Source organism: Streptomyces sp. cf386, assembly GCF_900103585.1.
Taxonomy (GTDB): Bacteria; Actinomycetota; Actinomycetes; order Streptomycetales; family Streptomycetaceae; genus Streptomyces.
Map to the genome: position 1 here is coordinate 219576 of NZ_FNHV01000011.1, position 24036 is coordinate 243611.

25 protein-coding genes are annotated in these 24036 nt (G+C 70.6%); 7 read left to right on the forward strand and 18 right to left on the reverse strand.

The features are described from left to right. The first annotated feature begins 34 nt into the window (after nt 1-34). Nucleotides 35-829: an SURF1 family protein gene (locus BLU79_RS27885; protein WP_177001201.1), complete on the forward strand. Its 795-nt coding sequence runs from the start codon at nt 35-37 to the stop codon at nt 827-829. 185 nt (nt 830-1014) lie between these two features. Here the strand turns inward: BLU79_RS27885 and BLU79_RS27890 are convergent, their stop codons facing one another. From BLU79_RS27890 to BLU79_RS27905, 4 genes are all read right to left on the reverse strand, one after another. Then, nucleotides 1015-2046 (reverse strand): hypothetical protein, encoded by a 1032-nt coding sequence (locus BLU79_RS27890; protein WP_093908672.1) that lies wholly within the window; start codon nt 2044-2046, stop codon nt 1015-1017. Nucleotides 2047-2195: 149 nt separating this feature from the next. Then, nucleotides 2196-2879 carry a SigE family RNA polymerase sigma factor gene (locus BLU79_RS27895; protein WP_177001202.1) on the reverse strand — a complete coding sequence of 228 codons (684 nt, stop codon included), beginning with the start codon at nt 2877-2879 and terminating at the stop codon, nt 2196-2198. Nucleotides 2880-3280: 401 nt separating this feature from the next. Beyond that, nucleotides 3281-4345: an aspartate-semialdehyde dehydrogenase gene (locus tag BLU79_RS27900; RefSeq protein WP_093908674.1), complete on the reverse strand. Its 1065-nt coding sequence runs from the start codon at nt 4343-4345 to the stop codon at nt 3281-3283. Further along, the gene (locus BLU79_RS27905; protein WP_093908675.1) at nt 4345-5622 is read right to left on the reverse strand and encodes an aspartate kinase; all 1278 of its coding nucleotides are present in this window, start codon (nt 5620-5622) and stop codon (nt 4345-4347) included. Before BLU79_RS27905 ends, BLU79_RS27900 begins: the two co-directional genes overlap by 1 nt. A gap of 303 nt (nt 5623-5925) precedes the next feature. Here BLU79_RS27905 and BLU79_RS27910 point away from each other — a divergent pair, with 303 nt between their 5' ends. The 4 genes from BLU79_RS27910 to BLU79_RS27925 all read left to right on the forward strand — a co-directional run bounded on the left by BLU79_RS27910 (nt 5926) and on the right by BLU79_RS27925 (nt 10036). Then, nucleotides 5926-6678 carry a cyclodityrosine synthase gene (locus tag BLU79_RS27910; RefSeq protein ID WP_218137795.1) on the forward strand — a complete coding sequence of 251 codons (753 nt, stop codon included), beginning with the start codon at nt 5926-5928 and terminating at the stop codon, nt 6676-6678. Beyond that, on the forward strand, nt 6668-7855 hold the full coding sequence (locus BLU79_RS27915; protein ID WP_093908676.1) for a cytochrome P450: 1188 nt from the start codon (nt 6668-6670) through the stop codon (nt 7853-7855). The genes BLU79_RS27910 and BLU79_RS27915 overlap by 11 nt, the downstream gene beginning before the upstream one ends. Before the next feature lie 91 nt (nt 7856-7946). Beyond that, nucleotides 7947-8654, forward strand: coding sequence for a response regulator transcription factor (locus BLU79_RS27920; RefSeq protein ID WP_177001203.1), 708 nt, complete (start codon nt 7947-7949; stop codon nt 8652-8654). Beyond that, entirely contained in the window at nt 8651-10036 is a 1386-nt protein-coding gene (locus BLU79_RS27925) for a sensor histidine kinase (RefSeq protein ID WP_093908678.1), read from the forward strand. The genes BLU79_RS27920 and BLU79_RS27925 overlap by 4 nt, the downstream gene beginning before the upstream one ends. On the opposite strand, the gene BLU79_RS27930 is transcribed toward BLU79_RS27925, so the two are convergent. The 8 genes from BLU79_RS27930 to BLU79_RS27965 form a co-directional block, all read right to left on the reverse strand. After that, nucleotides 10002-10508: an SgcJ/EcaC family oxidoreductase gene (locus tag BLU79_RS27930; protein ID WP_093908679.1), complete on the reverse strand. Its 507-nt coding sequence runs from the start codon at nt 10506-10508 to the stop codon at nt 10002-10004. The two genes, BLU79_RS27925 and BLU79_RS27930, sit on opposite strands and share 35 nt — an antisense overlap. A 170-nt stretch (nt 10509-10678) precedes the next feature. After that, complete coding sequence (locus tag BLU79_RS27935; RefSeq protein WP_093908680.1) at nt 10679-10870, reverse strand: hypothetical protein; 192 nt, start codon at nt 10868-10870, stop codon at nt 10679-10681. 51 nt (nt 10871-10921) lie between these two features. Beyond that, the gene (locus BLU79_RS50090; RefSeq protein ID WP_371131950.1) at nt 10922-11446 is read right to left on the reverse strand and encodes a hypothetical protein; all 525 of its coding nucleotides are present in this window, start codon (nt 11444-11446) and stop codon (nt 10922-10924) included. Nucleotides 11447-11474: 28 nt separating this feature from the next. Further along, nucleotides 11475-11732, reverse strand: a complete 258-nt coding sequence (locus BLU79_RS27945; protein ID WP_093908681.1) for a helix-turn-helix domain-containing protein — start codon at nt 11730-11732, stop codon at nt 11475-11477. Then, nucleotides 11729-12145: an SsgA family sporulation/cell division regulator gene (locus BLU79_RS27950; protein WP_093908682.1), complete on the reverse strand. Its 417-nt coding sequence runs from the start codon at nt 12143-12145 to the stop codon at nt 11729-11731. Before BLU79_RS27950 ends, BLU79_RS27945 begins: the two co-directional genes overlap by 4 nt. 137 nt (nt 12146-12282) lie before the next feature. Next, entirely contained in the window at nt 12283-12945 is a 663-nt protein-coding gene (locus tag BLU79_RS27955) for a DUF5063 domain-containing protein (protein ID WP_093908683.1), read from the reverse strand. Further along, nucleotides 12938-13537, reverse strand: coding sequence for a recombination mediator RecR (recR, locus tag BLU79_RS27960; RefSeq protein ID WP_093908684.1), 600 nt, complete (start codon nt 13535-13537; stop codon nt 12938-12940). The genes BLU79_RS27955 and recR overlap by 8 nt, the downstream gene beginning before the upstream one ends. Before the next feature lie 93 nt (nt 13538-13630). Then, nucleotides 13631-13975 (reverse strand): YbaB/EbfC family nucleoid-associated protein, encoded by a 345-nt coding sequence (locus tag BLU79_RS27965; protein WP_048585591.1) that lies wholly within the window; start codon nt 13973-13975, stop codon nt 13631-13633. 342 nt (nt 13976-14317) lie between these two features. Here BLU79_RS27965 and BLU79_RS27970 point away from each other — a divergent pair, with 342 nt between their 5' ends. After that, on the forward strand, nt 14318-15070 hold the full coding sequence (locus tag BLU79_RS27970) for an SLATT domain-containing protein (RefSeq protein ID WP_093908685.1): 753 nt from the start codon (nt 14318-14320) through the stop codon (nt 15068-15070). 174 nt (nt 15071-15244) lie between these two features. Here the strand turns inward: BLU79_RS27970 and BLU79_RS27975 are convergent, their stop codons facing one another. The 5 genes from BLU79_RS27975 to BLU79_RS27995 all read right to left on the reverse strand — a co-directional run bounded on the left by BLU79_RS27975 (nt 15245) and on the right by BLU79_RS27995 (nt 21469). Further along, nucleotides 15245-16678 carry a M28 family metallopeptidase gene (locus BLU79_RS27975; RefSeq protein ID WP_093908686.1) on the reverse strand — a complete coding sequence of 478 codons (1434 nt, stop codon included), beginning with the start codon at nt 16676-16678 and terminating at the stop codon, nt 15245-15247. A gap of 118 nt (nt 16679-16796) precedes the next feature. Continuing rightward, complete coding sequence (locus BLU79_RS27980) at nt 16797-18335, reverse strand: PstS family phosphate ABC transporter substrate-binding protein (RefSeq protein WP_093908795.1); 1539 nt, start codon at nt 18333-18335, stop codon at nt 16797-16799. Nucleotides 18336-18392: 57 nt separating this feature from the next. Then, complete coding sequence (locus BLU79_RS27985; protein WP_093908687.1) at nt 18393-20282, reverse strand: serine/threonine-protein kinase; 1890 nt, start codon at nt 20280-20282, stop codon at nt 18393-18395. 93 nt (nt 20283-20375) lie between these two features. After that, nucleotides 20376-20849 carry a MarR family winged helix-turn-helix transcriptional regulator gene (locus BLU79_RS27990; RefSeq protein WP_093908688.1) on the reverse strand — a complete coding sequence of 158 codons (474 nt, stop codon included), beginning with the start codon at nt 20847-20849 and terminating at the stop codon, nt 20376-20378. Then, complete coding sequence (locus tag BLU79_RS27995; protein WP_093908689.1) at nt 20846-21469, reverse strand: type 1 glutamine amidotransferase family protein; 624 nt, start codon at nt 21467-21469, stop codon at nt 20846-20848. Before BLU79_RS27995 ends, BLU79_RS27990 begins: the two co-directional genes overlap by 4 nt. 184 nt (nt 21470-21653) lie before the next feature. Here BLU79_RS27995 and BLU79_RS28000 point away from each other — a divergent pair, with 184 nt between their 5' ends. Then, the gene (locus BLU79_RS28000; protein ID WP_093908690.1) at nt 21654-23009 is read left to right on the forward strand and encodes an aspartate aminotransferase family protein; all 1356 of its coding nucleotides are present in this window, start codon (nt 21654-21656) and stop codon (nt 23007-23009) included. 30 nt (nt 23010-23039) lie between these two features. Here BLU79_RS28000 and BLU79_RS28005 read toward each other — a convergent pair whose 3' ends face one another. Continuing rightward, entirely contained in the window at nt 23040-23924 is an 885-nt protein-coding gene (locus tag BLU79_RS28005; protein WP_093908691.1) for an alpha/beta fold hydrolase, read from the reverse strand. Nucleotides 23925-24036 lie beyond the last annotated feature (112 nt).

The following is a 24036-nucleotide window of genomic DNA, read 5'->3' on the forward strand; positions in this document are numbered from 1 at the left end:
CGGCGCCGCGCGGGCGCACCGTACCGTGGAGGGCGTGTACCGGTTTCTGCTGACGCCCCGTTGGTGGGGGATCAACGTCTTCGTGCTGCTCGCCATCCCCTTCTGCGTGTTCATGGGGTCGTGGCAGCTGAGCCGGTTCGAGGCGCGGGTCGAGGACCATCGCAGCGCCGGTGAGCAGGCCGCGGAGAACAAGCGGGAGGCGGCCCGTCCGCTCGCCGAGTTGCTGCCCGTGGACAAGGCGACGGTGGGCAGGCAGGCCACGGCCCGCGGACGGTACGGCGAGCAACTGCTCGTGCCGGACCGGGAACTGGACGGCAAGCAGGGCTACTACGTCATGACCCTGCTGCGCACCGACGACGGCAAGGCCCTGCCGGTCGTACGGGGCTGGCTGCCCGGCGACGCCGACCGGGCCGAGGCCCCCGCCGCGCCCAGCGGCGAGGTCACCGTCACCGGGGCGCTCCAGGCGTCCGAGGTGCCGGGCGAGAACGGCGTGCCCGCACGGGGTGGTCTGCCGTCCGGGCAGACGGCGGCGATCAGTGCGGCGTCGCTGGTGAACCTGGTGTCGTACGACGTCTACGACGCCTGGGTCACCCTCACCAAGGCCGACTCCGGCATGAAGCCCGTGCCGGTGGCTGCCGCCAATGACACCGGGCTCGATCTGAAGGCGTTCCAGAACCTCGGCTACACCGGCGAGTGGTTCGTCTTCGCGGGCTTCGTGGTCTTCATGTGGTTCCGGCTGCTGCGCCGCGAGGTGGAGTTCGCTCGGGACGCGGAGCTGGGGCTTGTGCCGGAGGACGAGGGGCAGCCGCAGGAACCGGCGAACGCGTAGCGCTCCGCTGGGAGAGCCGCGATGGGGGGTGCCGCGAGCGGCCGTGGTTGTCTGCGGGGCCGTCGTGGCTGGTCGCGCCCGCGCGGCGGAGCCGCATATCGATACAGCACCGCGCCCCTTAGGGCGTTGCCGAACCGGGGCCTTGCCGCCCCGCTCCTCGGCAAGGCCCACCGCCCTCGAAGGCCCTACGCCCCCGCCAGCACACCCGTCCAGTAAACGGTCCCCGCACACGCGTTGGACACCACCACCGTCGCCGTAGGCGCACCCGCCTCCGTCGTGTTGGTGACCGTGACGCTGCCGTCGGCTGTGGTGTCCTCCGTCATCAGCTGGGTGGAGGTGCCGGTGTCGCCGCCCGTGGAGGTGCCATCCGTGGTGCCGGTGTTGTCCTCGGTGGGGGTCGGGTCGGGGGTGGGGTCAGGAGTGGGGTCGGTCGTCGTGGGACAGGTCTCCGAGGGGACCCAGGCGAACTTCACCTCGTAGGCGGCGCCGGGCTTGAGGACGAGTGAGGTGAGTTCCTGGGACGGGTCGGGCAGAGCGGCCGCCGCGTCACCGGCGGCATGCCGGGCCGTGAAGACCTTCGAACCGTCCGCCGCGCCCGCCGTGACCGTGCCCAGCGTGCCCGGGCCGCTCACCGTGCAGTCGGCCGCGGAGATGTTGCTGAAGCGGAAGGTGCCGTACACCGTGCCGGACGAGTCGGGGACATCGACGGACTGATTCGCCACGCCGAGCTGGTCGGCGGTGCAGACGGCCACGCCCGCCGGGCTGGTCGCCAGGGGGTTGTCGGGGCTTCCGGAGCCGGTACCCGGACCGGTGCCGGTGTCCTTGTCCTCCTCCTTCTCGCCCCCCTTGCCCTTGTCCTCGGTCTGGCCGGAGGTGCCCCCGGAGGTGCTCTCGCCGCCCTCCGTCTGCTCCCCCTGACCGGCCCCGCCCTGCGCCTGCTCGCCATGGCCGGCGTTGGACGAGTTGACACTGGAGTCGGTGGCGTTGGAGACGTGCACCAGGGCCGGGACGGCAGTGCCGACGAAGAGGCACGCGGCCGCCATACCGACGAGCGCCTGACGCTTGCGCGCCCGCCGGGCGGGTACCGCCCGCCGCAAGTGGTCCAGTGTGCCGTTGCGTGGCTCGATCTCCTGGACCGCCTGGTGCAGCATGCGGCGCAGCGCCAGCTCGTCCGATTCGAGCCCTTCGGGGCCCTGGTCGTCGGGGCCGTGGTTCACAATTCCGTTCCCAGCGTGCGATTGCTTCGGCTCTTGCTTGTCCGCCCCTCCGGCCGGGCCGTGCCTCCCCCGCGCCCCGAAGGGCGTGGGGGGACCCCCGGAGGGCTGGTGGGGGACGTGCGGGATACGCCGCCCGTCCTTGTCCTCGCTCATGCCGGCGCCTCCATGGCGACCCGCAGCGCCGCGATGCCGCGCGAGCCGTACGCCTTCACCGAGCCCAGCGAGATGCCGAGCGTCTCGGCGACCTGGGCCTCGGTCATGTCCGCGAAGTATCGGAGGACCAGCACCTCGCGCTGACGGCGCTGCAGGCCCTTCATGGCCCGGATCAGCGAGTCGCGTTCGAGCTGGTCGTACGCCCCCTCCTCCGCGCTCGCCATGTCGGGCATCGGCTTGGACAGCAGCTTCAGTCCGAGGATGCGGCGGCGCAGGGCGGAGCGTGACAGGTTGACGACGGTCTGGCGGAGATACGCCAGGGTCTTCTCCGGGTCCCGGACGCGCTTGCGCGCGGAGTGGACGCGGATGAACGCCTCCTGGACGACGTCCTCGCAGGAGGCGGTGTCGTCGAGGAGGAGTGCCGCGAGACCCAGGAGCGAGCGGTAGTGCGTGCGATAGGTCTCGGTGAGGTGGTCGACGGTCGTACCGGCCGCCGCGGCGTTCTCGGCGTGGTCGGCGCCGTCGCGCTGACTTGGGATGCGGGCGGGCCGCGCTGCGGGCATGGGCGCGATCACCGGCATGCCGCCGGGCGCACCGGGCATGCGGGGTCGGACGGGCCGGCGGGGCGGCCGTAGGGCCGTACCGCGGGTCGCCGCACTGAAGTCGAGTACCTCTGCCACGCCAGTTGGACACGCGTCCCCCCGTGAGGGTTGTACGTGCCGGACGTCACTTTTGCGACAGTCCCCGCAACCGACCCTCTTGCGCCAGGCAGCACAGCTGACCGTGCGTCAAACGCCCACATGCCTACCCGCTCTTCCCTTATGTCTCATATGAGCAAAACGTCCCCACGTCCTGCCCATTCGGCGTCCCCACGCCAGAAAAAACGCGTCTCCACGCCCCATAAGGGCGACCGCAAAGACGCTCCCCGCCCTGCAAGCGGTTGCAGGGCGGGGAGGAAATCTTCTGCCGCCGCCGAGGCTCGGATCAAGTGGTCCGGACCATCGATCGGCTCACACTCTTCACATGGATCCTACAAACGATTCAGCCATGGCCCAGAAGATTTCCGTCCACCACGGGCGCCTCACGCAAACTCCGCCGCCACCAGCTCCGCGATCTGGGCGGTGTTGAGCGCCGCCCCCTTGCGCAGGTTGTCCCCGCAGACGAAGAGTTCGAGGGCCGTCGGATCGTCGAGCGCGCGCCGCACCCGACCGACCCAGGTCGGATCCGTGCCCACGACATCGGAGGGCGTCGGGAACTCCCCGGCCTCCGGGTTGTCGTACAGCACGACCCCCGGCGCGGTGGCCAGGATCTCGCGCGCCTTGGCGACGGTGACCTCGCCCTCGAAGCGGGCGTGCACGGTCAGCGAGTGCCCGGTCAGCACCGGCACCCGCACACAGGTCACCGCGACCGGCAGCTTCGGCAGCCCGAGGATCTTGCGGGACTCGTCCCGCACCTTCATCTCCTCCGACGACCAGCCGTCCTCGCGCAGCGAACCGGCCCACGGCACGACGTTCAGCGCGACCGGCTCCGGGAACGGCCCGGTGTTGTCGCCCACGGCCCGCCGTACGTCACCGGGGCTGTTGCCCAGTTCCGTACCGGCGACCAGGGACAGCTGCTGCCGGAGCGTCTCCACACCGGCGCGGCCGGCGCCGCTCACCGCCTGGTAGGAGGAGACCACCAGAGAGCGCAGCCCGAACTCGGCGTGCAGCGCGCCCAGCGCGACGATCATGGAGAGGGTCGTGCAGTTGGGGTTGGCGACGATGCCGCGCGGCCGCATCCGTACCGCGTGCGGATTGACCTCGGGGACGACGAGGGGCACCTCCGGGTTCATCCGGAAGGCGCCCGAGTTGTCCACCACCACCGCGCCCTTGGCGGCGGCGATCGGCGCCCAGCGGGCTGCCACCTCGTCGGGGACGTCGAACATCGCGATGTCGACCCCGGCGAAGGCGTCCTCGCTGAGCGCCACCACCTCGACCTCCTCGCCGCGCACGGCCAGCTTGCGGCCGGCCGAGCGTGGCGAGGCGATCAGACGGATCTCCCCCCAGACGTCGGCACGCTGGGAGAGGATCTGGAGCATGACCGTGCCGACGGCGCCGGTCGCTCCCACGACCGCGAGTGTCGGTCGACGGGGACCCGTCCCCGCCATCAGCGTCCGGTGCCTCCGTACACGACAGCCTCGTCGCTGTCGGAGTCGAGCCCGAAGGCCGTGTGCACGGCGCGGACGGCCTCGTTGACGTCGTCGGCGCGGGTGACGACCGAGATGCGGATCTCGGAGGTCGAGATCAGCTCGATGTTCACGCCGGCGTCGGACAGGGCGGTGAAGAAGTCGGCCGTCACGCCCGGGTTGGTCTTCATCCCCGCGCCGACCAGGGAGATCTTGCCGATCTGGTCGTCGTAGCGCAGCGAGTCGTAGCCGATGCCGTGCTTATTGCGCTCCAGGGCGTCGATGGCCTTGCGGCCCTCGGCCTTGGGGAGCGTGAAGGAGATGTCCGTCAGCCCCGTGGAGGCGGCGGACACGTTCTGCACGATCATGTCGATGTTGATCTCGGCGTCGGAGATCGTACGGAAGATCGCGGCGGCCTCGCCCGGCTTGTCCGGCACACCGACGACCGTGACCTTGGCCTCGGAGGTGTCGTGCGCGACACCGGAGATGATGGCCTGCTCCACCGGCTTGTCCCCTTGCTCGATCGGCTCACTGCTGACCCGCGTGCCCTGCAGCCCGCTGAAGCTGGACCGGACGTGGATCGGGATGTTGTAACGACGGGCGTACTCCACACAGCGGTGGAGCAGCACCTTCGAGCCGGACGCGGCCAGCTCCAGCATGTCCTCGAAGGAGATCCAGTCGATCTTCTTCGCCTTCTTCACCACACGCGGGTCGGCGGTGAACACGCCGTCGACGTCGGTGTAGATCTCGCACACCTCGGCGTCCAGCGCGGCCGCGAGCGCGACGGCGGTCGTGTCCGACCCGCCCCGGCCCAGCGTGGTGATGTCCTTCTTGTCCGCGCTGACGCCCTGGAATCCGGCGACGATGGCGATGTTGCCCGCGTCCACCGAGTCCCGGATCCGGCCCGGCGTGACATCGATGATCCGGGCTTTGTTGTGGACCGAGTCGGTGATGACGCCTGCCTGGCTGCCGGTGAAGGACTGGGCCTCGTGGCCCAGGTTTTTGATCGCCATGGCCAGCAGGGCCATGGAGATCCGCTCCCCGGCGGTCAGCAGCATGTCGAACTCACGCCCGGCAGGCATCGGAGATACCTGCTCGGCGAGATCGATCAGCTCGTCCGTCGTGTCGCCCATCGCGGAAACGACGACGACCACCTGGTGGCCGTTCTTCTTCGCTTCCACGATCCGCTTGGCGACGCGCTTGATGCCCTCGGCATCGGCTACGGAGGAGCCTCCGTACTTCTGCACGACAAGGCCCACGTGCGCTCCTCGCTCAGTCCGTGTGTGTCGGCTCATTTTAGCGAGCGCCCGAAAACGACCTCGGGGTTCCCAGATGGTGAGATTCGGGCGCTCCGGGATGGTGTCTGCCCGATGGGGGGCCGGGCACTCCGGAAAGTGGGACAGGTCACTGCGGACGGGCGGTGGGACAGATCACCACGGGTGACGGGGGCCACCAGATGGCCATTGACGCTCTCCGTAGTCGCCCGCTAACTTCGCGTCGTCGTCGCTACACCAGGGGCACACGGCCCCATCGGGACTCGCGACGCGAAGGACTCTCCTCCTTTGACGACTGCGACCGCTTCAGAGATCCAGCACGTCACCCGAAGCGATACGACGGCCGATTCCCCGGCCGCGCTCTTCGAGATCCAGCCCTTCACCCCGCACTGCGAAGTCATCCGCACCGCCGGCGACCACGCCGTCATCGGTGTCTCCCCGGGCAACAGCTACTTCTCCGCCCAGCGCGTGCTGGACCTCGCCCGCTGGGGCCTCGCCCTGTTCGAGCGGGTGGACTTCGTCTACACCGACCTGTACGTGGCCGAGATGTACGCGGCGTCCGGCTATCCACCCGACGACGCGCGCCGCAAGGCGGTGAAGAACCTGCGCGGCGTGCGGGCCAAGGTCCTCGGCGCCGTCCAGGCCGCCGACCCCGGCGGCGCCCGGCTGCACGCCCACGCCATGTCCGACTTCCGCGGCAACCCGGCGTACCGCGAGATCCACGACCGCCTCCGGTCGCGGCTCACCACCGACGACGAGTTCCGCACGACCTGCGAGAAACTCGTCGACTCCTTCCTGGCCGGCAAGGAAGGAAACGTGAGCGACGCCCAGCGCGAGGTCTGCCTGGACTACGTCTGCGCCGAGGCGCCCCTCTTCCTGGACACCCCCGCCATCCTCGACGTCCCCTCCTCCCTCAACTGCTACCACCAGCTCCTGCCGATGGCCGAGCTGCTCTACTCCCGGGGCGCCGGCCTGCGCGCCTCCCGCAACCAGGGCCACGCCATCGTCACGCCCGCCGAGGGGACCACCGATGCTCACTGACGACCTCATCGACTTCCCGTTCTCCTGGCGCGGCGACCAACTACCGGACGAGGTAGAGGAGTTGCGCACCAAAACCCCCGTGCGCCGGGTCCGCACCATCGCCGGCGACGAGGCCTGGCTCGTGTCGTCGTACGACCTCTGCAAGCAGGTCCTCGAAGACCCGCGCTTCAGCCTCAAGGACACCTCCGCCCCCGGTGTGCCCCGCCAGTACGCGCTGACGATCCCGCCCGAGGTCGTCAACAACATGGGGAACATCACCGGCGCCGGTCTGCGCAAGGCCGTACTGAAGGCGCTGAACCCGAAGAGCCCCGGCCTCGCGGAGTGGATGCGTTCGTACGCCGCCGAGCTCGTCGACGGGCTGCTCCGGGAGGGTGCCCCGGCGGACCTGCGCGCCGGGTTCGCCGACCCGTACTCGGCGGGCATGCACTGCCGCATCCTCGGCATCCCGCCGGCCGACGCGCCCCGGCTGATGCGGAGTCTGGACATCGCGTTCATGAACTCGGCCTGCCCGGTCGCGGGCGCCCGGCTGAACTGGGACCGGGACATCGCGTACATGGCCGAACGGCTCGACGATCCGGCGACGACCGGCCTGATGGCCGAGCTCGCCGCGCTGCGCGCCGACCCCGACTACGGCCATCTCACCGACGAGATGCTCGCCACGGTCGGGGTGACCATGTTCGGCGCGGGCGTCATCTCCACCTCGGGCTTCCTGGCCATGGCACTGGTGTCACTGATCCAGCACCCGGACCTCCAGGCCGAGTTGGTCACGGATCCGGGGAAGATCCCGGCCGCCGTGGACGAACTCCTGCGCATCAACCTCTCCATCGGCGACGGTCTGCCGCGGCTGGCGATGGAGGACGTACGGCTGGGAGAGGTGGAGGTGAAGGCCGGGGACCTCGTCCTGGTGCTCGTCGAGGGGGCGAACTTCGACCCGGACGCCTTCCCCGATCCGCACACCGTCGACCTCGGCCGCCCGAACGCCACCGCCCACCTCTCCTTCGGCGGCGGCCGCCACTACTGCCCCGCCACCGCGCTCGGCCGGGGGCACGCCGGGATCGCGCTGGAGGTCCTGCTGGAACGGATGCCGGGGCTCCGGCTCGCGGTGCCGATCGAGCAGCTGGTGTGGCGGACCGGATTCATGAAACGCATCCCGGAGCGGTTGCCGGTGATGTGGTAGCAACCGTTTTGTCCGCCCATTGATCGCCCGTTGATCGCCCGGCGGCTCGGCGACCAGTCGTCTTTAAAGTTCAACCACTATGGTTCCGCCTGTGCGCGTACTTCTGGTGGAAGACGACGAACCGGTGGCCGAGTCGCTCCGGCGCGGACTGCTGCGCTACGGCTTCGAGGTGGCCTGGGTCAGTACGGGCGCCGCGGCGCTGAGCCACACCGAGCCCTACGACGTCGTCCTGCTCGACCTCGGGCTGCCCGACACCGACGGTCTCGACGTCTGCAAGGCGCTGCGCGAGCGCGGCGACGTGCCGATCATCGTGATCAGCGCCCGCAGCGACGAGACGGACCGGGTGGTCGGGCTGGAGCTCGGCGCGGACGACTACGTCTCCAAGCCGTTCGGGGTGCGGGAGGTCATCGCGCGGATACGTGCGGTGATGCGCCGCATCCAGCCCCGTACGCCCGCTGCCGCCGAGGCCGGTCCGGACCGCTACGGCGCCCGCCTGACCATCGACCGCAAGGCGGCCCGGGTCCGCCTGGACGACGAGGAAGTGCCCCTCGCGCCCAAGGAGTACGACCTGCTGGCCTTCCTCACCGAGGAGCCCGGGGCGCTGATGTCGCGCGAGCAGATCATGGAGGCGGTCTGGGACGCGAACTGGTTCGGGCCGACGAAGACGCTGGACGTGCATGTGGCGGCGTTGCGGCGGAAGTTCGCGGGGGCGATCACGATCGAGGCGGTGCGGGGGGTCGGGTTCCGGCTGGAGATCGCCAACAGTGACAAGAGTGACGGCGGTAGCGGCGCGTCATGATCCGTCAGCTCATCCGCAGTTACGTCGGGCTCGTCGCCGTGGCCATCGCCCTGTTCACCGTGCCGGTGGCCTTCACGCTCACGGACCAGCTGCGGGACGACACCGCGGAGTCCGTCAAGCGCGAGGCCGACACCATGGCCCTGCTGCTCGGCAACGGAAACGCCTCTTCGTGTGCGGCGCTGGACGAGATGGCCGAGGCGTACGAAGGCGAGACCACCGGCAAGGTCCAGGTGACCGCGCTGTGCGACACGAAACTGCTGAGCCCGAAGCAGGACGCGGCCCTGACCAAGGCCCTGGAGCAGGGCCAGTCCACGACCGACTGGGGATCCTCTTTCATCTGGGGGCCGCAGCTTGAGATCACCGTGCCCGCCCGCGCCAGTAAAGAGGAGCTCGACGGCCGCAACAACGGCCCGGTCGTCGGCGCCGTACGCATCGTGTACTACACCGACGGCATGACCAGCCGGCTGTGGCAGATCTGGGGCTTCCGCGCCGGCCTCGCGGTGGCCGTCCTCGCCGTGGCCGCCGTGATCGGCGCGGCGGCGGCCCGGCGTATCACCCGGCCGCTGCGTCAGCTCAACGAGATGGCGAGCAAGTTCAGCGACGGCGACCTGACGGCCCGCTCCCCGGTGACCGGCCCGCCGGAGACACAGACCCTCGCCCACACGCTCAACCTGGCGGGCGAGCGTCTGGACACCCTGATCGCCTCGCAGCGCATCTTCGTGGCCGACGCCTCGCATCAACTCCGTACCCCTCTCACCGCGTTGCGGCTGTCGCTGGACAACATCGCGGACGGCGTGGACGACGACTTCGTCAAGGAGGACGTCGAGCAGGCCACGGCCGAGGTCGTCCGGATGAGCCGGCTGGTGAACGGTCTGCTGGTGCTGGCGCGGGCGGAGGCGAAAGTCACCGCGGCGGAACCCCTCCCCATCTGGGACATCGTGCGGGAGAGGCTGGACGTGTGGAGGCCGGCCGCCGACGAGCGCGGAGTCACCATCACGCTCAGGGGGAGTGCCGACGGCCGGCTGCTTGTGCTGGCCAGCCCGGGTCATCTGGACCAGGTGCTGGACAACGTGCTCTCGAACGCCCTTGAGGTGTCACCGGACCGCGGCACGATCACGGTCCAGGTGGAGCCGAAGGGCGACGAGGTGGTGCTCGCGGTGCTCGACGAGGGTCCCGGTATGTCCGACACCGAGAAGTCCCGGGCCTTCGACCGCTTCTGGCGCGGCAAGGGCCTGACCGGGAAGTCCGGTTCGGGCCTCGGCCTCGCCGTCGTCAAACAGCTGGTGACGGACGACGGCGGGACCGTGACGCTCGGGGACTCTCCCGAGGGCGGGCTGAAGGTGCGGATCAGCCTTCGGGCATCTTCGAGGAGTGGTGGTTGACGATCAGCCACTCGCCGCTCCGCTTCTCGTAGGCGTACGTGTAGCGGGCCTTGACGGTGCTCTTCTCGCCCGTCTTGGGGTCGGTGAGCTTGAACTCGTAGGTTCCGGCATCGATCACGCTGTTGGAGTCCAGGATGTTGACGTGCGACTCGATCTTCGTGCCGACCGGCTTGTTCTGCAGGAAGTGGTCGAAGTAGTCGACGATCTCGGCCCTGTCCGAGCGGACGTTGTTGGAGACGGTCGGCAGCAGAACCGCGTCCTTCGCGTACAGGTCGGCCACCTTCTTGGAGTCGCCGGTCTGCAGGGCCGCGTTCCACTGGTCGAAGAGGCCGAGCACCTGCTTCTTGGTCGGCTGCTTGCTCTCACCCCACGACGGCCCGGCGACAGCGGCACCCGCGGCGACGGTGCCCACGGCCATCACGGCGGTGGCGGTGACCATGGCTACGCGCTTGCTTATGGAACGACGAGTCATCGCAATCTCCAGTGCAGGGTCCGGTGGGATTCCCTCCCTCCGCGGCCTGTTGGGCGGTTGCCTCTGCGGTGGAAGTGACTCCAGATTCGCCGTGCACCGGTTAGGGCCCGTGCAGTGGACGTACAGGCCCGGGACAACACGGTTCCAATTCGCGCCGGGTAGTCGCCCGATCACACAGCGGCAGCGCGCTTCCTGCGGCCACGCACCAACTCGACCCCGGCCCCGAGCGATACGACGCCCATGCCGACGGCGGTCATGACGCCCTGAGTGCCGTCGACGACGAAGGGGGCGGCCGCGGCGACGACCGCGTTGAAGAGGAAGAGGAACCAGAGGGCGGGGCGGGAGGAGAGAAGAGCCTTCATCGGGGTTTCCTTCGGGGCGGGGCCGCTGCGGCGGCCGTTGACCTGGTGACATCAACGATCGCGTTTTGCGAGGTCAGCGACGAGGGAGTGGTCTCCCGAAGGGGTGGTGTAGCGGGCTACACCAGCGAGGTGCGGGGAGGGACGCGGAGCCGTGACCGACGGATGGACGGGCGACGCCCTCGCCAACTGCGCGGCCGGGGCCATCAGCGTCGTGGGCCTGACGGGCGGACTGCGTCGGGTACGGCCGGGCGCGATGGTGCTTGTGCGTGGCGCGTACGCGGTCAACGCGGGACGGACGGTAAGGGAGTTCGTGCCGAACGCGCAGGTGTACGGGGTGGTCGTCAACGCGTTCTCGGTGGCGGCGAACGGCGTGCCGGAGCTGAGCGCGCCCCGCTGGGGGATCGTGGTCGCGGCGATGGCGATCGGTGCCGTGATCGGCGTGTGGCTCGCCGGGCGGACCTCCGAACGGCGGGCCCGGCTGGTGGTGTTGGGGCCGGCCCTGGTGGGCGGGGTGACGGCGGCGGGGAAGGGGCTGGCGCGGGGCTGTGAGTGTGGCGGAGGGGGAGCTCCGCTCACGCGTCTCTCAACTCCGTGGCCACGTGGGTCACAGACGGCGCATGCGACCGGTGCGGGGCACCGTGATGCGGGTGCCGAGCGCACGGGCGTATGCGCGCATGGTCTCCAGGTCGTGGATCTCGCCGTCCTCAATCTGCGAGACCCACGTCGGGAAGAGGTCCGCGGCGACGGCGGCCTGTCCCCGTGTCAGGCCCTGTTCCTCGCGGACCGCCCGCAGCCGGTGCCCCAGGGCGTACGCCTGCGGGGCGGACAGCGGGCCCCGGCCCAGTGAGCCGCCGCCGATCACACCCGCCCCCCGAACAGCGCCACGAGACCGTGGTCCAGCTCCGCCCCGACCGTCTCCTCGCCGGGGGAGATCACGGTGTAGGTGCGGGCCAGGAAGCGGTAGAGATCCGAGGTGGCGAAGCGGAGCACGGCCGTGCCCGCCGACGCGTGGAACTCGACGTACGTGTGGGACTCCCCGCACGGCCGGACGCGCACGCTGCCGAGCCCGGCGGGGGTGCCCAGTCCTTCGCCCAGGAGCGTGCGGGCGAACGTCCACGTCACGCCCTCGCCGTCAACGGTGACATGGGGCGGGAAGACGATGTGCACGGCCAGCGGGTCGGCGGAGGTGTAGCGGAGGGTCGCGGGTATCGCGATGTCCTGGTCCGCGGCGGTGATCAGGCGGGCGCCGGTCGGCTGCTCCAGCGTGACGTGCATGGGCGGGCTCCGTTCGGGGGGGGCGGGCACCGGTCGGGTGGGCCGACCGGTGTGCCTGTGAGACCCCCCGAGGGGCCCGAGCATTACGCCACTTCAGAAGCCTTTTTCTGTAACCCGCGTCACACGGGCCACATGGGTCACTTCGCCGGGCGCAGCCCCAACTGCTCCCCGATCTCCTGCTCCATCACCCTGCCGGCCTCGAACTCCAGGGTCTCGTCACCCATCACGCCTTGGTCCGTGTCCAGGCCGTCCAGCTCCTCCAGCGGCTGGTTGAGGCGGATGTGGGCCAGGACCGAGTGCAGGGCGCGCAGCGTCGCGGACGCCGTGGAGCCCCAGTTGGAGAAGTAGGAGAACTGCCACCACCACAGGGCCTCCGCGGTGCGCCCGGCGCGGTAGTGGGCCATACCGTGGCGCAGGTCGGTGATGACGTCTGCCAGGTCGTCGGAGATACGGGCCGGGACCGGGGCCTTGCGGGGCTCGTAGGGGTCGAAGACCTCGGAGTAGACATCGACCGGGTCCAGCAGGCGGGCGAGGTTCTCGCGGAGTTCGTCGACGTCCGGCTCCGGGCCCAGGTCGGGCTCGTAACGCTCGTCCGGGACGATGTCCTCGTGGGCGCCGAGGCGACCGCCGGCCAGGAGGAGCTGGGAGACCTCCAGGAGGAGGAAGGGCACCGTCGAGCCCGGCTCGTCGCCCTTCGCGACCTCCGTGACGGCGACCAGGAAGCTCTCGATCTGGTCCGAGATCTGGACCGCGAAGTCGTCCGGGTTCTGCTCGGTCGCGTGCAGCGTGGCGTCAGACATCTAGGAGTCGTCTCCCCTCGAAGGCGCGGCCGAGGGTGACCTCGTCCGCGTATTCCAGGTCGCCACCCACCGGGAGGCCGCTGGCCAGGCGGGTGACCTTCAGGCCCATGGGCTTGATCATGCGGGCGAGGTACGTGGCCGTGGCCTCGCCTTCCAGATTCGGGTCCGTGGCCAGGATGAGTTCCGTGACCGCACCGTCGGCCAACCGCGCGAGAAGTTCTCGTATACGCAGGTCGTCCGGCCCGACACCCTCGATCGGGCTGATCGCGCCGCCGAGGACGTGGTAACGGCCGCGGAACTCACGGGTCCGCTCGATCGCGACGACGTCCTTCGGCTCCTCAACCACGCAGATGACCGCCGGGTCGCGGCGCGTGTCCCGGCAGATGTTGCACAGCTCCTCCTGCGCGACGTTGCCGCACGTCGCGCAGAAGCGGACCTTCGCCTTGACCTCCATCAGGGCCTGGGCGAGGCGCCGTACGTCCGTCGGCTCCGCCTGCAGGATGTGGAAGGCGATCCGCTGCGCGCTCTTGGGACCGACGCCGGGCAGCCGCCCCAGTTCGTCGATGAGGTCCTGGACCACGCCTTCGTACAACGGACTGCCGTCCTTCCTGGGGGTTCCTTACGGTACGTACGGTAGTTGGCGCCGGCCCCTCTTAGAAAGGCAAGGCGGGGAACACCTGGAACGTCAGAAGGGCAGGCCCGGGATGCCGCTGCCGCCGCCCAGGCCCTGGGCCAGCGGGCCCAGCTTCTGCTGCTGGAGCGTCTGCGCGTTCTCGTTGGCCGCCTGTACGGCCGCGATGACCAGGTCGGCGAGGGTCTCGGTGTCCTCCGGGTCCACCGCCTTGGGGTCGATCTTGAGCGCCCGGAGCTCGCCGGAGCCCGTCACCGTCGCCTTCACCAGGCCGCCGCCCGCCTGCCCCTCGACCTCCGTCTGAGCCAGTTCCTCCTGCGCCCGCGCCAGGTCCTGCTGCATCTTCTGGGCCTGCTGGAGCAGCTGCTGCATGTTGGGCTGGCCACCACCGGGGATCACGATCAGCTCCTTGCGTCTCTACGCGTGTCTCTACGCGTGCCTGCACGGGTTGTCCGTACGGGATTCCCGCTCGGCTTTGCCGTTCAGCACGAGCCTACGTGGTCCGGGCAGCCGTCGCCCCAGCACTCTTTCGAGTGAGAGGAACTGAAGGTCTATACCTGATCAAGACCCTCTTCCGGGCGGAAAAGAGGCGAAAGGCATCTCTTCGCCACCCATTGGGCGGTAGGAAGGGTTCCGGCGCGTCAGCCTCAGGTGTCGCGTGACGTTCTGTGCACTACGGGGGCCGATTTCACCGTGTAGTTCGCATGTGATGTCACGCACCGTGACAGTAGGGAGTGCCGGGTGGGTCAGCCGGAGATGCAGCCCGAGAGGTCGCCGCAGGACGGGCGGGGCGGCGAAGGGGCGGCCGGACTGCGGCCGGGTGATCTGACGGGGCGGGCGTTTCCGCACGGGGACTGGGGGGAGACCGCGGTGCGGCTGGACGAGCTGTACCGGTGGGTGGAGCGGGGGGCGATGAACACGGCCGCGTGGTATCTCGCGGATCGGGTGTGGAAGCGGCGGGGGGCTCGGGCGTTGCGGGGTGGGGCGGCGGTGGGGGCCGTCGTGGGGGCCGCGCTTCCGCTGCTGGATCTGACGGGGGTGGCGAGCGGGACGGCGCCGTGGGGGTATCTGGCGCTGGTGCTGGGGGTGGCGTGTATGGCGGTCGACCGGTTCTTCGGGGTGACGTCCGGGTGGATAAGGGACGTCGCCACCGCGCAGGCCGTGCAGCGGCGGCTGCAGGTGTTGCAGTTCGACTGGGCGACGGAGAGTGTGCGGGAGGTGCTGGGGCCGGCGGAGGGGACGGCCGGGGAGGCGGCGGAGCGGTGCCTGGGGGTGTTGCGGCGGTTCTCCGAGGACGTGACCGAGTTGGTGCGGGCGGAGACGGCGGACTGGATGGTGGAGTTCCGGACCGGGTCCGCGCCCATGGGGATTCAGTCGGCGGTGGCCGGCGGGACTCGGCAGGACGCGGGGGTGGGGGTGGGGCGGTTCGCTGTGCCGCCGGGGAATGGGGCGCGGCCGAATATGCCCCGGCAACGGCCGCCTGAGCCACGGTGAGGTGAGGCGGGGCTTTTCTCGCCCCCGCCGCCCCTACCCGTCCCATCCCCCAGGGGCTCCGCCCCTTCGACCCCGGGGCGCTTCTGGGGGCTGCCGCCCCCAGACCCCCGCTTCGGCCCTTAAGGAGCCTCGTCCTCAAACGACGGACGGGCTGACATTGCCTGCGCCGCTCGTTCAGGACTGTGGGGCCGGGAAAGCCACCGGACTCCGCAAGCCCGCCCGGTTCACCGCCCTCACGCCGAAGAACACGTTGTCCTTCGACAGGTCCACCTCGTGGGTCGTCACGTCGCCCACCGGGAGGACGTGGGTCCAGTTCGGGGATGTCGTCTCGCGCCAGACGATCTCGTAGCCGGTGAGGTCGGGTTCCGGGCCCTTCGTCCAGGTCAGGCTGGTGGAGTTCGTCAGGTCGGTGGTGATGATCTTCGCGGCTCTCGGGGTGCCGGGGGCCTGGGACAGGGTCCACAGGGTCGCCGCGTTCACCCTTGCCACCCTCGCCGTGTAGGCGAAGTCGCAGAACTCCGGCAGGTCACCGTACTGCTTGCCGGTCTCGTCGACGCGGACGTCCTGGTGCTGGTGGGCGAAGTCCTCGGCCGGCTCGGTGAAGCGGGCGGCCGGGTAGCCGCGTTCGAGGAAGGGGATGTGGTCGCCGCCCCGGCGGTAGCGGTCTCTGCGGTAGACGACCCGGATGCGCATGGCTGTCGCGTCGTTCTCGGCCACGTCCGCGACGAATCGGGCCAGTTGGCGGGTGGGGGAGTCGTTCTCGCCGCCCACCGAGCGGCGGATCGCCGCCTCTTCGGGGGTTTCGGAGGACGGGACGCCTTCGGCGAACAGGCGGATCGTGTGCGGGTCGCGGGTGCCGTCGTCCGCCGTCGAGGAGCCGACTATGTCGTTCGTGAACATGGCCTGGACGTCCGCGCCCGATGACTTCAGCTGCTGTGCCATGTGCGCCGCGCCGAACAGGCCCTGCTCCTCTCCCGCCACCGCCGCGAACACGATCGTCGACGCCGGGCGGCGTTTCGCCATCACCCGCGCCAGCTCCAGTACGACGGCCACCCCGGACGCGTCGTCGTCCGCGCCCGGCGCATCCGACGTCGCGTCCATGACGTCCGTGACGCGGGAGTCGTAGTGGCCGGAGACGACGTAGACGCGGTCGGGCGTCACCGCGCCGCGGAGGGTCGCGATCACGTTCGTGATACGGGTCGGGGTGGGGATGCGTGGGGCCGGTTCCTGGACGTACGACTGGAGTTCCACCGTCATCCGGCCGCCGGAGGCCGCCGCGTACGACCTCAGCTCCGCCGCCAGCCAGTCACGGGCCGCGCCGATGCCGCGCACGGGGTCGTCCTGGACGGAGAGGGTGTGCCGGGTACCGAAGGAGACCAGTTTGCGCGTGGTGGCCTCGATGCGGGCGGGGTCGATCTCGCGGAGGAGGGTGCGGAGTTCGCGGGTGGGGCGCTGGGCGGTGGCGGGTGGGCCATCGCCTGTCGGCGGGTGATTGTCGGCTGCGGGCGCCTGCGGTGCCGCGGCCGCCGTCCCCGCCGCTCCCAACGCCGCGACGCCCGTCGCCGCCGTCGTGGTCAGAACCGTTCTCCTGGTGGGGCTGGGACGCATGTGTCCTCCCGGGGCTGCCGACGCCGACCACCGACGTCCGTCTTGGTTGTGGACACAACAACAGACACGCCAACAGACAACAAGAGCGCCTCAGTTGCCACTCCTCAACACCCACGCCTCAGTTGCACAACCGCACCCCCACCGGAGTCCCGCACGGCAGGTGCCCCCGTGTGCGGATCACCTGCCGGCTGCTCTCCTCGTCCAGGTAGGCGAGGAACCCGGCCGCCAGGGAGTCGTCGGGCGGGGTGCCGTAGGTGTAGGCGTACTCGATGTCGCGGTACGGGTAGGAGCCGTCGCCGCGCTCGATCTCGTCCACGTTTGCGCGGTCGCCGTCGAGCGGCACCGTCCGCACGCCCTTGTGCCGGGCGGCGACACTCAGCTCGCTGTACCCGAGCGCGCCGGGCTGCTCGGCGACCTTGTCCAGGACCTCGCTCGTGCCGGGGAGTTCGCACCGCGTCACGGCGGTGACCGTGCCCGTGGGCGACCGGCAGTCCAGCGAGGTGCTCTGTGCCTGCTCCCACTGCCCGAGCACCCGGTCCTGGAAGGCCTGCCGCGTCCCCGAACTGTCGCTCCGGCTGACGAGGACGACGGGCAGGTCGGCGAGCGCCTTGCCTGCGTTCGGGATCACCTCGCCCCAGCGCTTGTACCGGCCCTTGTAGATGTCCCGCACCTGCTGCACGGTCAGGCCGGCCGGCCCGAGGTCGATCCCGTCGTTGACGACGAGCGTGAAGACGGACAGCGCGACCTTCTTCCCCTTCAGGCCCAGACGGTCGCCCAGCGGACCGTCGGAGAACGCGATCACCGACCGCGCCCCCGACTTCGACCGGTCGGCCAAGGCGGCGAGCTCGGCGACGCCCGCCTCGCTGCCGCGCGTCTCGACGTCGATCTCGGCGCCCGCGCACTTGCGCTCGTAACTCTTCTCCAGCGTCTCGATCACCGGCTCGAAAGCGGTCGAGCCGATCACCGTCAGCTCGCCCTCCTCGCACTCGATCGGATTGCCGTCCCTGAAGACGACGATGCCCGCGAGGGCGAGAACGGAGAGGGTGAGCAGGCCGGTGAAGATCCTCGCCGGAAGGCTGAACACCGGTGCCTTGTCGTCCGGCGTCGCGCTGCGGTTGGGGTGCACCTCGCCGCCCCGGATCCCGCCGCGCACCCGGATGTCACAGCCCACGTCACCGCCGGACAGCATCACCAGCAGCTTGTAATGGTCGCCCGGGTTGAGCGGGACGCGCGGGACGCGCAGCCGGTTGCCCTCGTAGCCGAAGCCCCGCTGCGCGGTGAAGTGGTCCATCAGATGGTCGATGTCGGTCGGCTGGGTGACCGAGACACCCCGGATGGTGCGGTCGGTGAACACCGCGGTGAGGCCGTGCGGTTCGGGGCCGGTGTAGTCGTCGCGGTCGATGCTCTGCGAGCCGTCGTTCTCGACGCGCAGCAGCACGAGGGTCGCGTCGTCCATGTCCGCGTCGAACAGGCCGAGCCGGACGTTGGCCCGGCCCGACCGCACGTCGTCGCCTATGGGGTTGTCCATCTGGACGCGGTAGCCGATCCGCTTCTTGCGCGGCACCCGCCGCTCGTACCAGACCATGACACCGGACGCGACTACGCCGAGCACCGCGGTGCCGACAGCCACGATGTTCTCCGCGCTCAGCCACTCCACCGGGGTCACAGTAGGTTTCTGTGACCTCAACGGCCTTACGCACAAGGGTATTTGGGGTTACCGCCTGGTGTACGTCAGCTTCTCCCCGCTGCTCGTGTTCACCCGCTCCAGCGTGCCGTCCGGCAGCAGCGTGATCTCGGTGGCCTCACCCGGCGAGCACGCGGTGGCCGGCTCGCCGGTCGTCACGGCGGACGGGCCGATCGCCAACGGCCCGTCGTCGCCGGGCGCTTCGGCCAGCGGCGCCTCGAACTCGCAGTGGTAGGTGCCGGTGCCGGCCGGGCCCTCGGCGACGAGGGAGAGGACCGGGTCGCCCACCTCGCCCTGCCGGATGGTCAGCCGACGGGTGTTCTCGCCGCCGGCGTTGTCGATGGAGGCCGTCCAGGTGCCCAGGTAGTCGGCGGGGACCGCGCCGTCCGCCGGGGTCGAGGAGGTCGGGGTGGGCGTAGGCGTGGGGGACGGATTGGACTCGGTGGTGTCGGTGGTGCTCGTGACGGTCGGGGTGGTGGTCGGATCGCCGCCCGCCCCGTCGTCACCGCCGCCGTTCATGAGGGCGTACACCGAGCCACCGGCCGCGAGCGCGACGACCAGCGCGACGAGGACGAGCGCCACCGTGGAACGGCCGCTTCGGCGGGGTGGTTCGGGCGGGGTGGTGGGGAGGTACGGCACGGGTGGGCCGTACGGCGGGGTGGGGCCTTGCGGCGGGTTGGGGCTGTACGGCGGGTTCGGTCCGTATGACGGGGAAGGGCCGTAGGGCGAGGACTGGCCGTAGGGCGGGGACTGGTCGTAGGGCGGGTTCGGGCTGCCGTACGACGGGCTCGGGGCATACGGCGTCGGTGAGACGGCCGGAGTGGGCGGCGCGGGCGGGCCGGGCGGCGGGTTGGAGCCCACCGGCGGGTAGCCGTACGCCGGGTGCTGCGGGTGCTGTGGGTGCTGCTGCGGGGCGGTCTGTCCGTTCTGGGTGGCGGCCATGGTGGGGAGTTGGTCCGGCGGCGTCACGCCGGCGGCGGGAGCGTGCTCGGGGGAGGCATCCGGATCCTCCGTGTCCAGCAGCCGCACCGCATGCCGCCCCAACTGCGCCACCAGCGCACTCGGCAGCCACGGATCCCGGGACCGTCCGTCCGAGACGGTGTCCTGGGCCCCGATGCGCTCCAGGATCCGGTCCAGCGTCGGCCTGGCCCCGGGGTCCTTCCGCAGACAGTCCCGGACCAGTTCGGCGATCCCCTCGGGCACGCCCTCCAGATCGGGTTCCTCCTGGGCGATCCGGAACATCACGGCGTGCGCGCCGCTGTCGACGGATCCGAAGGGCAGGTTGCCGGTCGCGGCGTACGCGAGCACCGAGCCCAGGCAGAACACGTCGGAGGCGGGCGTGATCCGGTCGCCGCGCACCTGCTCGGGTGCCATGAACCCCGGCGACCCGACGAGCGCGCCGGTGCGGGTGAGCCCGCTCTCGTCGACCGTCTCCAGTGCGCGGGCGATCCCGAAGTCGATGACGCGGGGCCCGTCGATGGTGACGAGGACGTTGGACGGCTTCAGGTCCCGGTGCACGATCCCCGCAGCGTGGATGTCCTTGAGGGCGTGTGCCAGCCCCGCCGCCAGGATCCGTACCGACCGCTCGGGCAGCGCCCCGTGGTCGCGCCCGACGACCTGCTGGAGGCTGGGCCCGGCGACATACCCGGTGGCGACCCAGGGCACCTCGGCCTCGGTGTCCGCGTCGAGCACCGGCGCGGTCCAGAACCCGCCGACCCGCCGCGCGGCCCCCACCTCCTGCCGGAATCTGGCCCGGAACTCCTCCTGGGCGGCCAGCTCACGCCGTACGAGTTTGACGGCGACGGTACGGCCGCGGTCGGACCGGGCGAGATAGACGTCGCCCATGCCGCCCGCGCCCAGCCGCGCCAGCAGCCGGTACACCCCGATCCCGTGCGGATCCCCCGCCGCCAGCTTCTCCATCGCACCCACGCCCCCAACCCCGCCTACGCAAACCCCCGTCTACGCGACGGCCCCACGATAGTGCGGCATATGGGGAGGTGAGCGGGTCGGCGTCTACGGTTCCGTAACAGGAACGCCGAGGTCGTCGAGCACTGTCGACAACCGTTCCAGAACCCTTACGGCATCGGCGAGTTCCGCCTCCCCGAAAGCCTCCGCCAGCTTGTCCGCGAAGGCCGCGTGGCCGGGGTCGATGCGACCGATCGCCGCCCGCCCCTCCTCGGTGGGCGCGAGGAGCTTCGCGCGGCGGTGGGCGGGGTTGGGCCGGTACTCGGCCAGCCCCTTCTCCACCAGCAGGTCGGCGATGCGCTGCACGCTCTGCCGGGTGATGCCCATGGCGCGGGCGACGCCGGAGACAGGGAGGGGCTCGCCGAGCACCGCGCCCAGGACCTGCCACCAGGCCGCCGTCATCCCGGCCGGCCGGGCCAGCTCCTCGGCGACCGCGAGGAACTGGCCGTTGAGCCGGAAGACACCGAGCGCGCTGCGGCTGAGCAGGTCCTGACGTCGCGGGTCCCGGCGTTCGCGGCTCACAGCACCCCGGCCTTCTCGAGCACGGCGTAGGCCTCGGCGTCCGAGTGGTGGAACAGGCGGTACCAGGCGTCGACGGCCTCGTCCTCGTACACCTTCAGCAGCCGCAGGATCTCCCGGGCGAAGGCGACGGGCTCGGTCGGGCCGGCGGTGACGAGGCCCCGGTCGGTGACGGCGTCGGCCTCGACGTACCGCTCGCCGCCGCCGTACCCGGTCGCGGCCAGGTAGAAGGAGACCGCGCTGGTGTGGTCCCGGTCGTCGAGCAGGCCTTCGCGCGCCACCCCGGCCGTCGCCCCGCAGATCGCGGCCACCGGCACTCCGGCGTCCAGGAAGGCGCGGGCCGTGCGGGCGAAGGGGGCGAGGTCGTCGCCCGCGTCCCAGAGATCCGCGCCCGGGAGGATCAGCAAGGACGCGTCGGACGGCTGTACGTCGTCCAGGGCCAGGTCGGGCTGGATGCGCAGGCCGCCGACGGTCGTGACGGGCTCGCGGGTCGGGCCGGCGGTGCGGATCTCGTATCCGGCGCGGGCCAGCTGGGCGGTGGCGTGGCCGGGCTCCCAGTCGGCGAGGGTGTCGTAGACGGCGAGGTACACGGGCTTGCGGGTGGTGCCGGTGCTGCTGTTCATGGCTCCTCCTGGCAATCTCAGAGATCCGAAGATGACAACATGCTGTCACTTAGACAGCTTGCTGTCAATGCATCACCTGCCCACATCCACACCCCTCGCCTGTGGACAACCTGTCGCGGAATCCCCCCGACCACAGACATGACGCCGATATCTCCGCCCCACCGCCCGCTCCTACGCTCGCCGCATGACCCCTCAGCCAAATCCCGAGGTCGGCGCTGCCGTGAAGGCCGCGGACCGTGCGCATGTGTTCCACTCCTGGTCCGCGCAGGAGCTCATCGACCCGCTCGCCGTCGCCGGTGCGGAGGGGTCGTACTTCTGGGACTACGACGGCAACCGCTACCTGGACTTCACCAGCGGGCTCGTCTACACGAACATCGGCTACCAGCACCCCAAGGTCGTCGCCGCGATCCAGGAGCAGGCCGCGCGGATGACGACCTTCGCGCCCGCGTTCGCGGTCGAGGCGCGGTCCGAGGCGGCGCGGCTGATCGCCGAGCGGACGCCGGGCGACCTGGACAAGATCTTCTTCACCAACGGCGGCGCGGACGCCGTGGAGCATGCGGTGCGCATGGCACGGCTGCATACCGGCCGCGCGAAGGTGCTGTCGGCGTACCGCTCCTACCACGGCGGCACCCAGCAGGCCGTGAACCTCACCGGCGACCCCCGCCGCTGGGCCTCCGACAGCGCGGCGGCCGGAGTCGTGCACTTCTGGGCACCCTTCCTCTACCGCTCCCGTTTCTACGCGGAGACCGAGGAGCAGGAGTGCGCGCGGGCGCTGGAGCACCTGGAGACGACGATCGCCTTCGAGGGGCCGTCGACGGTGGCCGCGATCATCCTCGAAACGATCCCCGGGACGGCCGGGATCATGATCCCGCCGCCCGGCTACCTCGCCGGCGTCCGCGAGATCTGCGACAAGTACGGGATCGTCTTCATCCTGGACGAGGTCATGGCCGGGTTCGGGCGGACCGGGGAGTGGTTCGCGGCGGACCTCTTCGACGTGACCCCCGACCTCATGACCTTCGCGAAGGGCGTGAACTCCGGGTACGTCCCGCTGGGCGGCGTCGCCATCTCGGGCGCCATCGCCGAGACCTTCGGCAAGCGCCCCTACCCCGGCGGCCTGACCTACTCCGGGCACCCGCTGGCCTGCGCTGCCGCCGTCGCGACGATCGAGGTCATGGCCGAGGAGGGCGTCGTCGAGAACGCCGCCCGGCTCGGCACGGAGGTGGTCGCACCGGCGCTGCACGAGCTGGCCGCCCGTCACCCCAGCGTGGGCGAGGTACGCGGCGTCGGCATGTTCTGGGCCCTGGAACTGGTACGCAACCGCGAGACCCGCGAGCCGCTCGTCCCCTACAACCCGACCGGCGAGGCGAACGCCCCCATGGCGGCGTTCGCCTCCACCGCGAAGGCCTCCGGCATCTGGCCGTTCATCAATATGAACCGCACCCACGTGGTGCCGCCGTGCAACGCGAGCGAGGCCGAACTGAAGGAGGGGCTGGCAGCGCTGGACGCTGCGCTGGCCGTGGCGGACGAGTACACGGTGTAGGCACCCGCAGGTTGAAGGGGCGCCGCCCCTTCAACCCCGCCAGAGGGCTCCGGTGGTGTGGTCCAGGATTGCGGCGGCGAGCGGCGCGTGCACCTCAGGTGGGAGTGCGTGCCCCATGCCGGGGATGTCGACGACGCGTGCGCCCTGGATCGCCTGGGCGAGGTGGTGGGGATGCGGCGGCGGGAAGACCGGTTCGGCGGGAGCGGAGATGACGAGGGTGGGAACCGCGGTCCGGGCGAGCCGCTCGGTGCGGTCCAGGTCGGAGGCGTCGGCGCGGGCATGCGCGGTGCCGGTGGCGTAGTGCCCGGTGTGCGCGATGACCTTCCGCTCCAGGGCACGGGCGTACTCGGCGTCGAAGGGGAGCTGATCGCCACCCAGCACCCGCCAGTGCTCGACCCGCCGTTCCAACTCTGCTTCCAGGCCGAGGTCCGCCACCGGGCGGGACCACATCTCCAGCAGGCGGGGTGCGATACCCGGGAGTTCCTCGGGCGGGGTCCGGGTTCCGTCCGGCTGGATGTACGGGACGGTGCTGAGCGCGCTCGTGCCGATCAGGGTCGCGCTGAGCAACCGGCCGGGATGGTCGGCGATGAGGAGCTGCGCGAGCATGCCGCCCATGGACATGCCCACAATGTGGGCGTGTTCGACGTCGAGGGCGTCCAGCACCGCGAGGGCGTCTTCCGCAAGGTCGCCGAGGGGATAGGGCCGCTGGTCGAAAGCCCAGGTGGAGCGCCCGGTGTCGCGGTGGTCGTAGCGGATCACGCGATGGCGGGAGGCGAGCATGTCCACCAGTTCGTCCGGCCAGCCCAGACCGGATGCCTGCGCACCCATGATCAACAGCAGCGGAGACGCATCGGCGGCACCACGGCCTTCCGCCCAGAGGCGTACACCGGGCGCGGCGTCGACGAAGCGTTCCATGATGCCCCTCCTGCGGGAGACAAGAAGCAAGACGAGACGTATCGTATCGCGAATCCAGCCCATCCGGCGTTTGAGGACCAGGCCCTTTCTGCGGGCGAGGAAAAGCACCCTT

Excerpts from the sequence above, each read along its gene's own strand:
- BLU79_RS27955 (WP_093908683.1), bottom strand. The coding sequence starts at position 12,945 with ATGTCTGACGCCACGCTGCACGCGACCGAGCAGAACCCGGACGACTTC.
- BLU79_RS27915 (WP_093908676.1), top strand. The coding sequence starts at position 6,668 with ATGCTCACTGACGACCTCATCGACTTCCCGTTCTCCTGGCGCGGCGAC.
- BLU79_RS27900 (WP_093908674.1), bottom strand. The coding sequence starts at position 4,345 with ATGGCGGGGACGGGTCCCCGTCGACCGACACTCGCGGTCGTGGGAGCG.
- BLU79_RS27930 (WP_093908679.1), bottom strand. The coding sequence starts at position 10,508 with ATGACTCGTCGTTCCATAAGCAAGCGCGTAGCCATGGTCACCGCCACC.
- BLU79_RS27995 (WP_093908689.1), bottom strand. The coding sequence starts at position 21,469 with ATGAACAGCAGCACCGGCACCACCCGCAAGCCCGTGTACCTCGCCGTC.
- BLU79_RS27935 (WP_093908680.1), bottom strand. The coding sequence starts at position 10,870 with ATGAAGGCTCTTCTCTCCTCCCGCCCCGCCCTCTGGTTCCTCTTCCTC.
- BLU79_RS27925 (WP_093908678.1), top strand. The coding sequence starts at position 8,651 with ATGATCCGTCAGCTCATCCGCAGTTACGTCGGGCTCGTCGCCGTGGCC.
- BLU79_RS28005 (WP_093908691.1), bottom strand. The coding sequence starts at position 23,924 with ATGGAACGCTTCGTCGACGCCGCGCCCGGTGTACGCCTCTGGGCGGAA.
- BLU79_RS27975 (WP_093908686.1), bottom strand. The coding sequence starts at position 16,678 with ATGCGTCCCAGCCCCACCAGGAGAACGGTTCTGACCACGACGGCGGCG.
- BLU79_RS28000 (WP_093908690.1), top strand. The coding sequence starts at position 21,654 with ATGACCCCTCAGCCAAATCCCGAGGTCGGCGCTGCCGTGAAGGCCGCG.
- BLU79_RS27985 (WP_093908687.1), bottom strand. The coding sequence starts at position 20,282 with ATGGAGAAGCTGGCGGCGGGGGATCCGCACGGGATCGGGGTGTACCGG.
- BLU79_RS27950 (WP_093908682.1), bottom strand. The coding sequence starts at position 12,145 with ATGCACGTCACGCTGGAGCAGCCGACCGGCGCCCGCCTGATCACCGCC.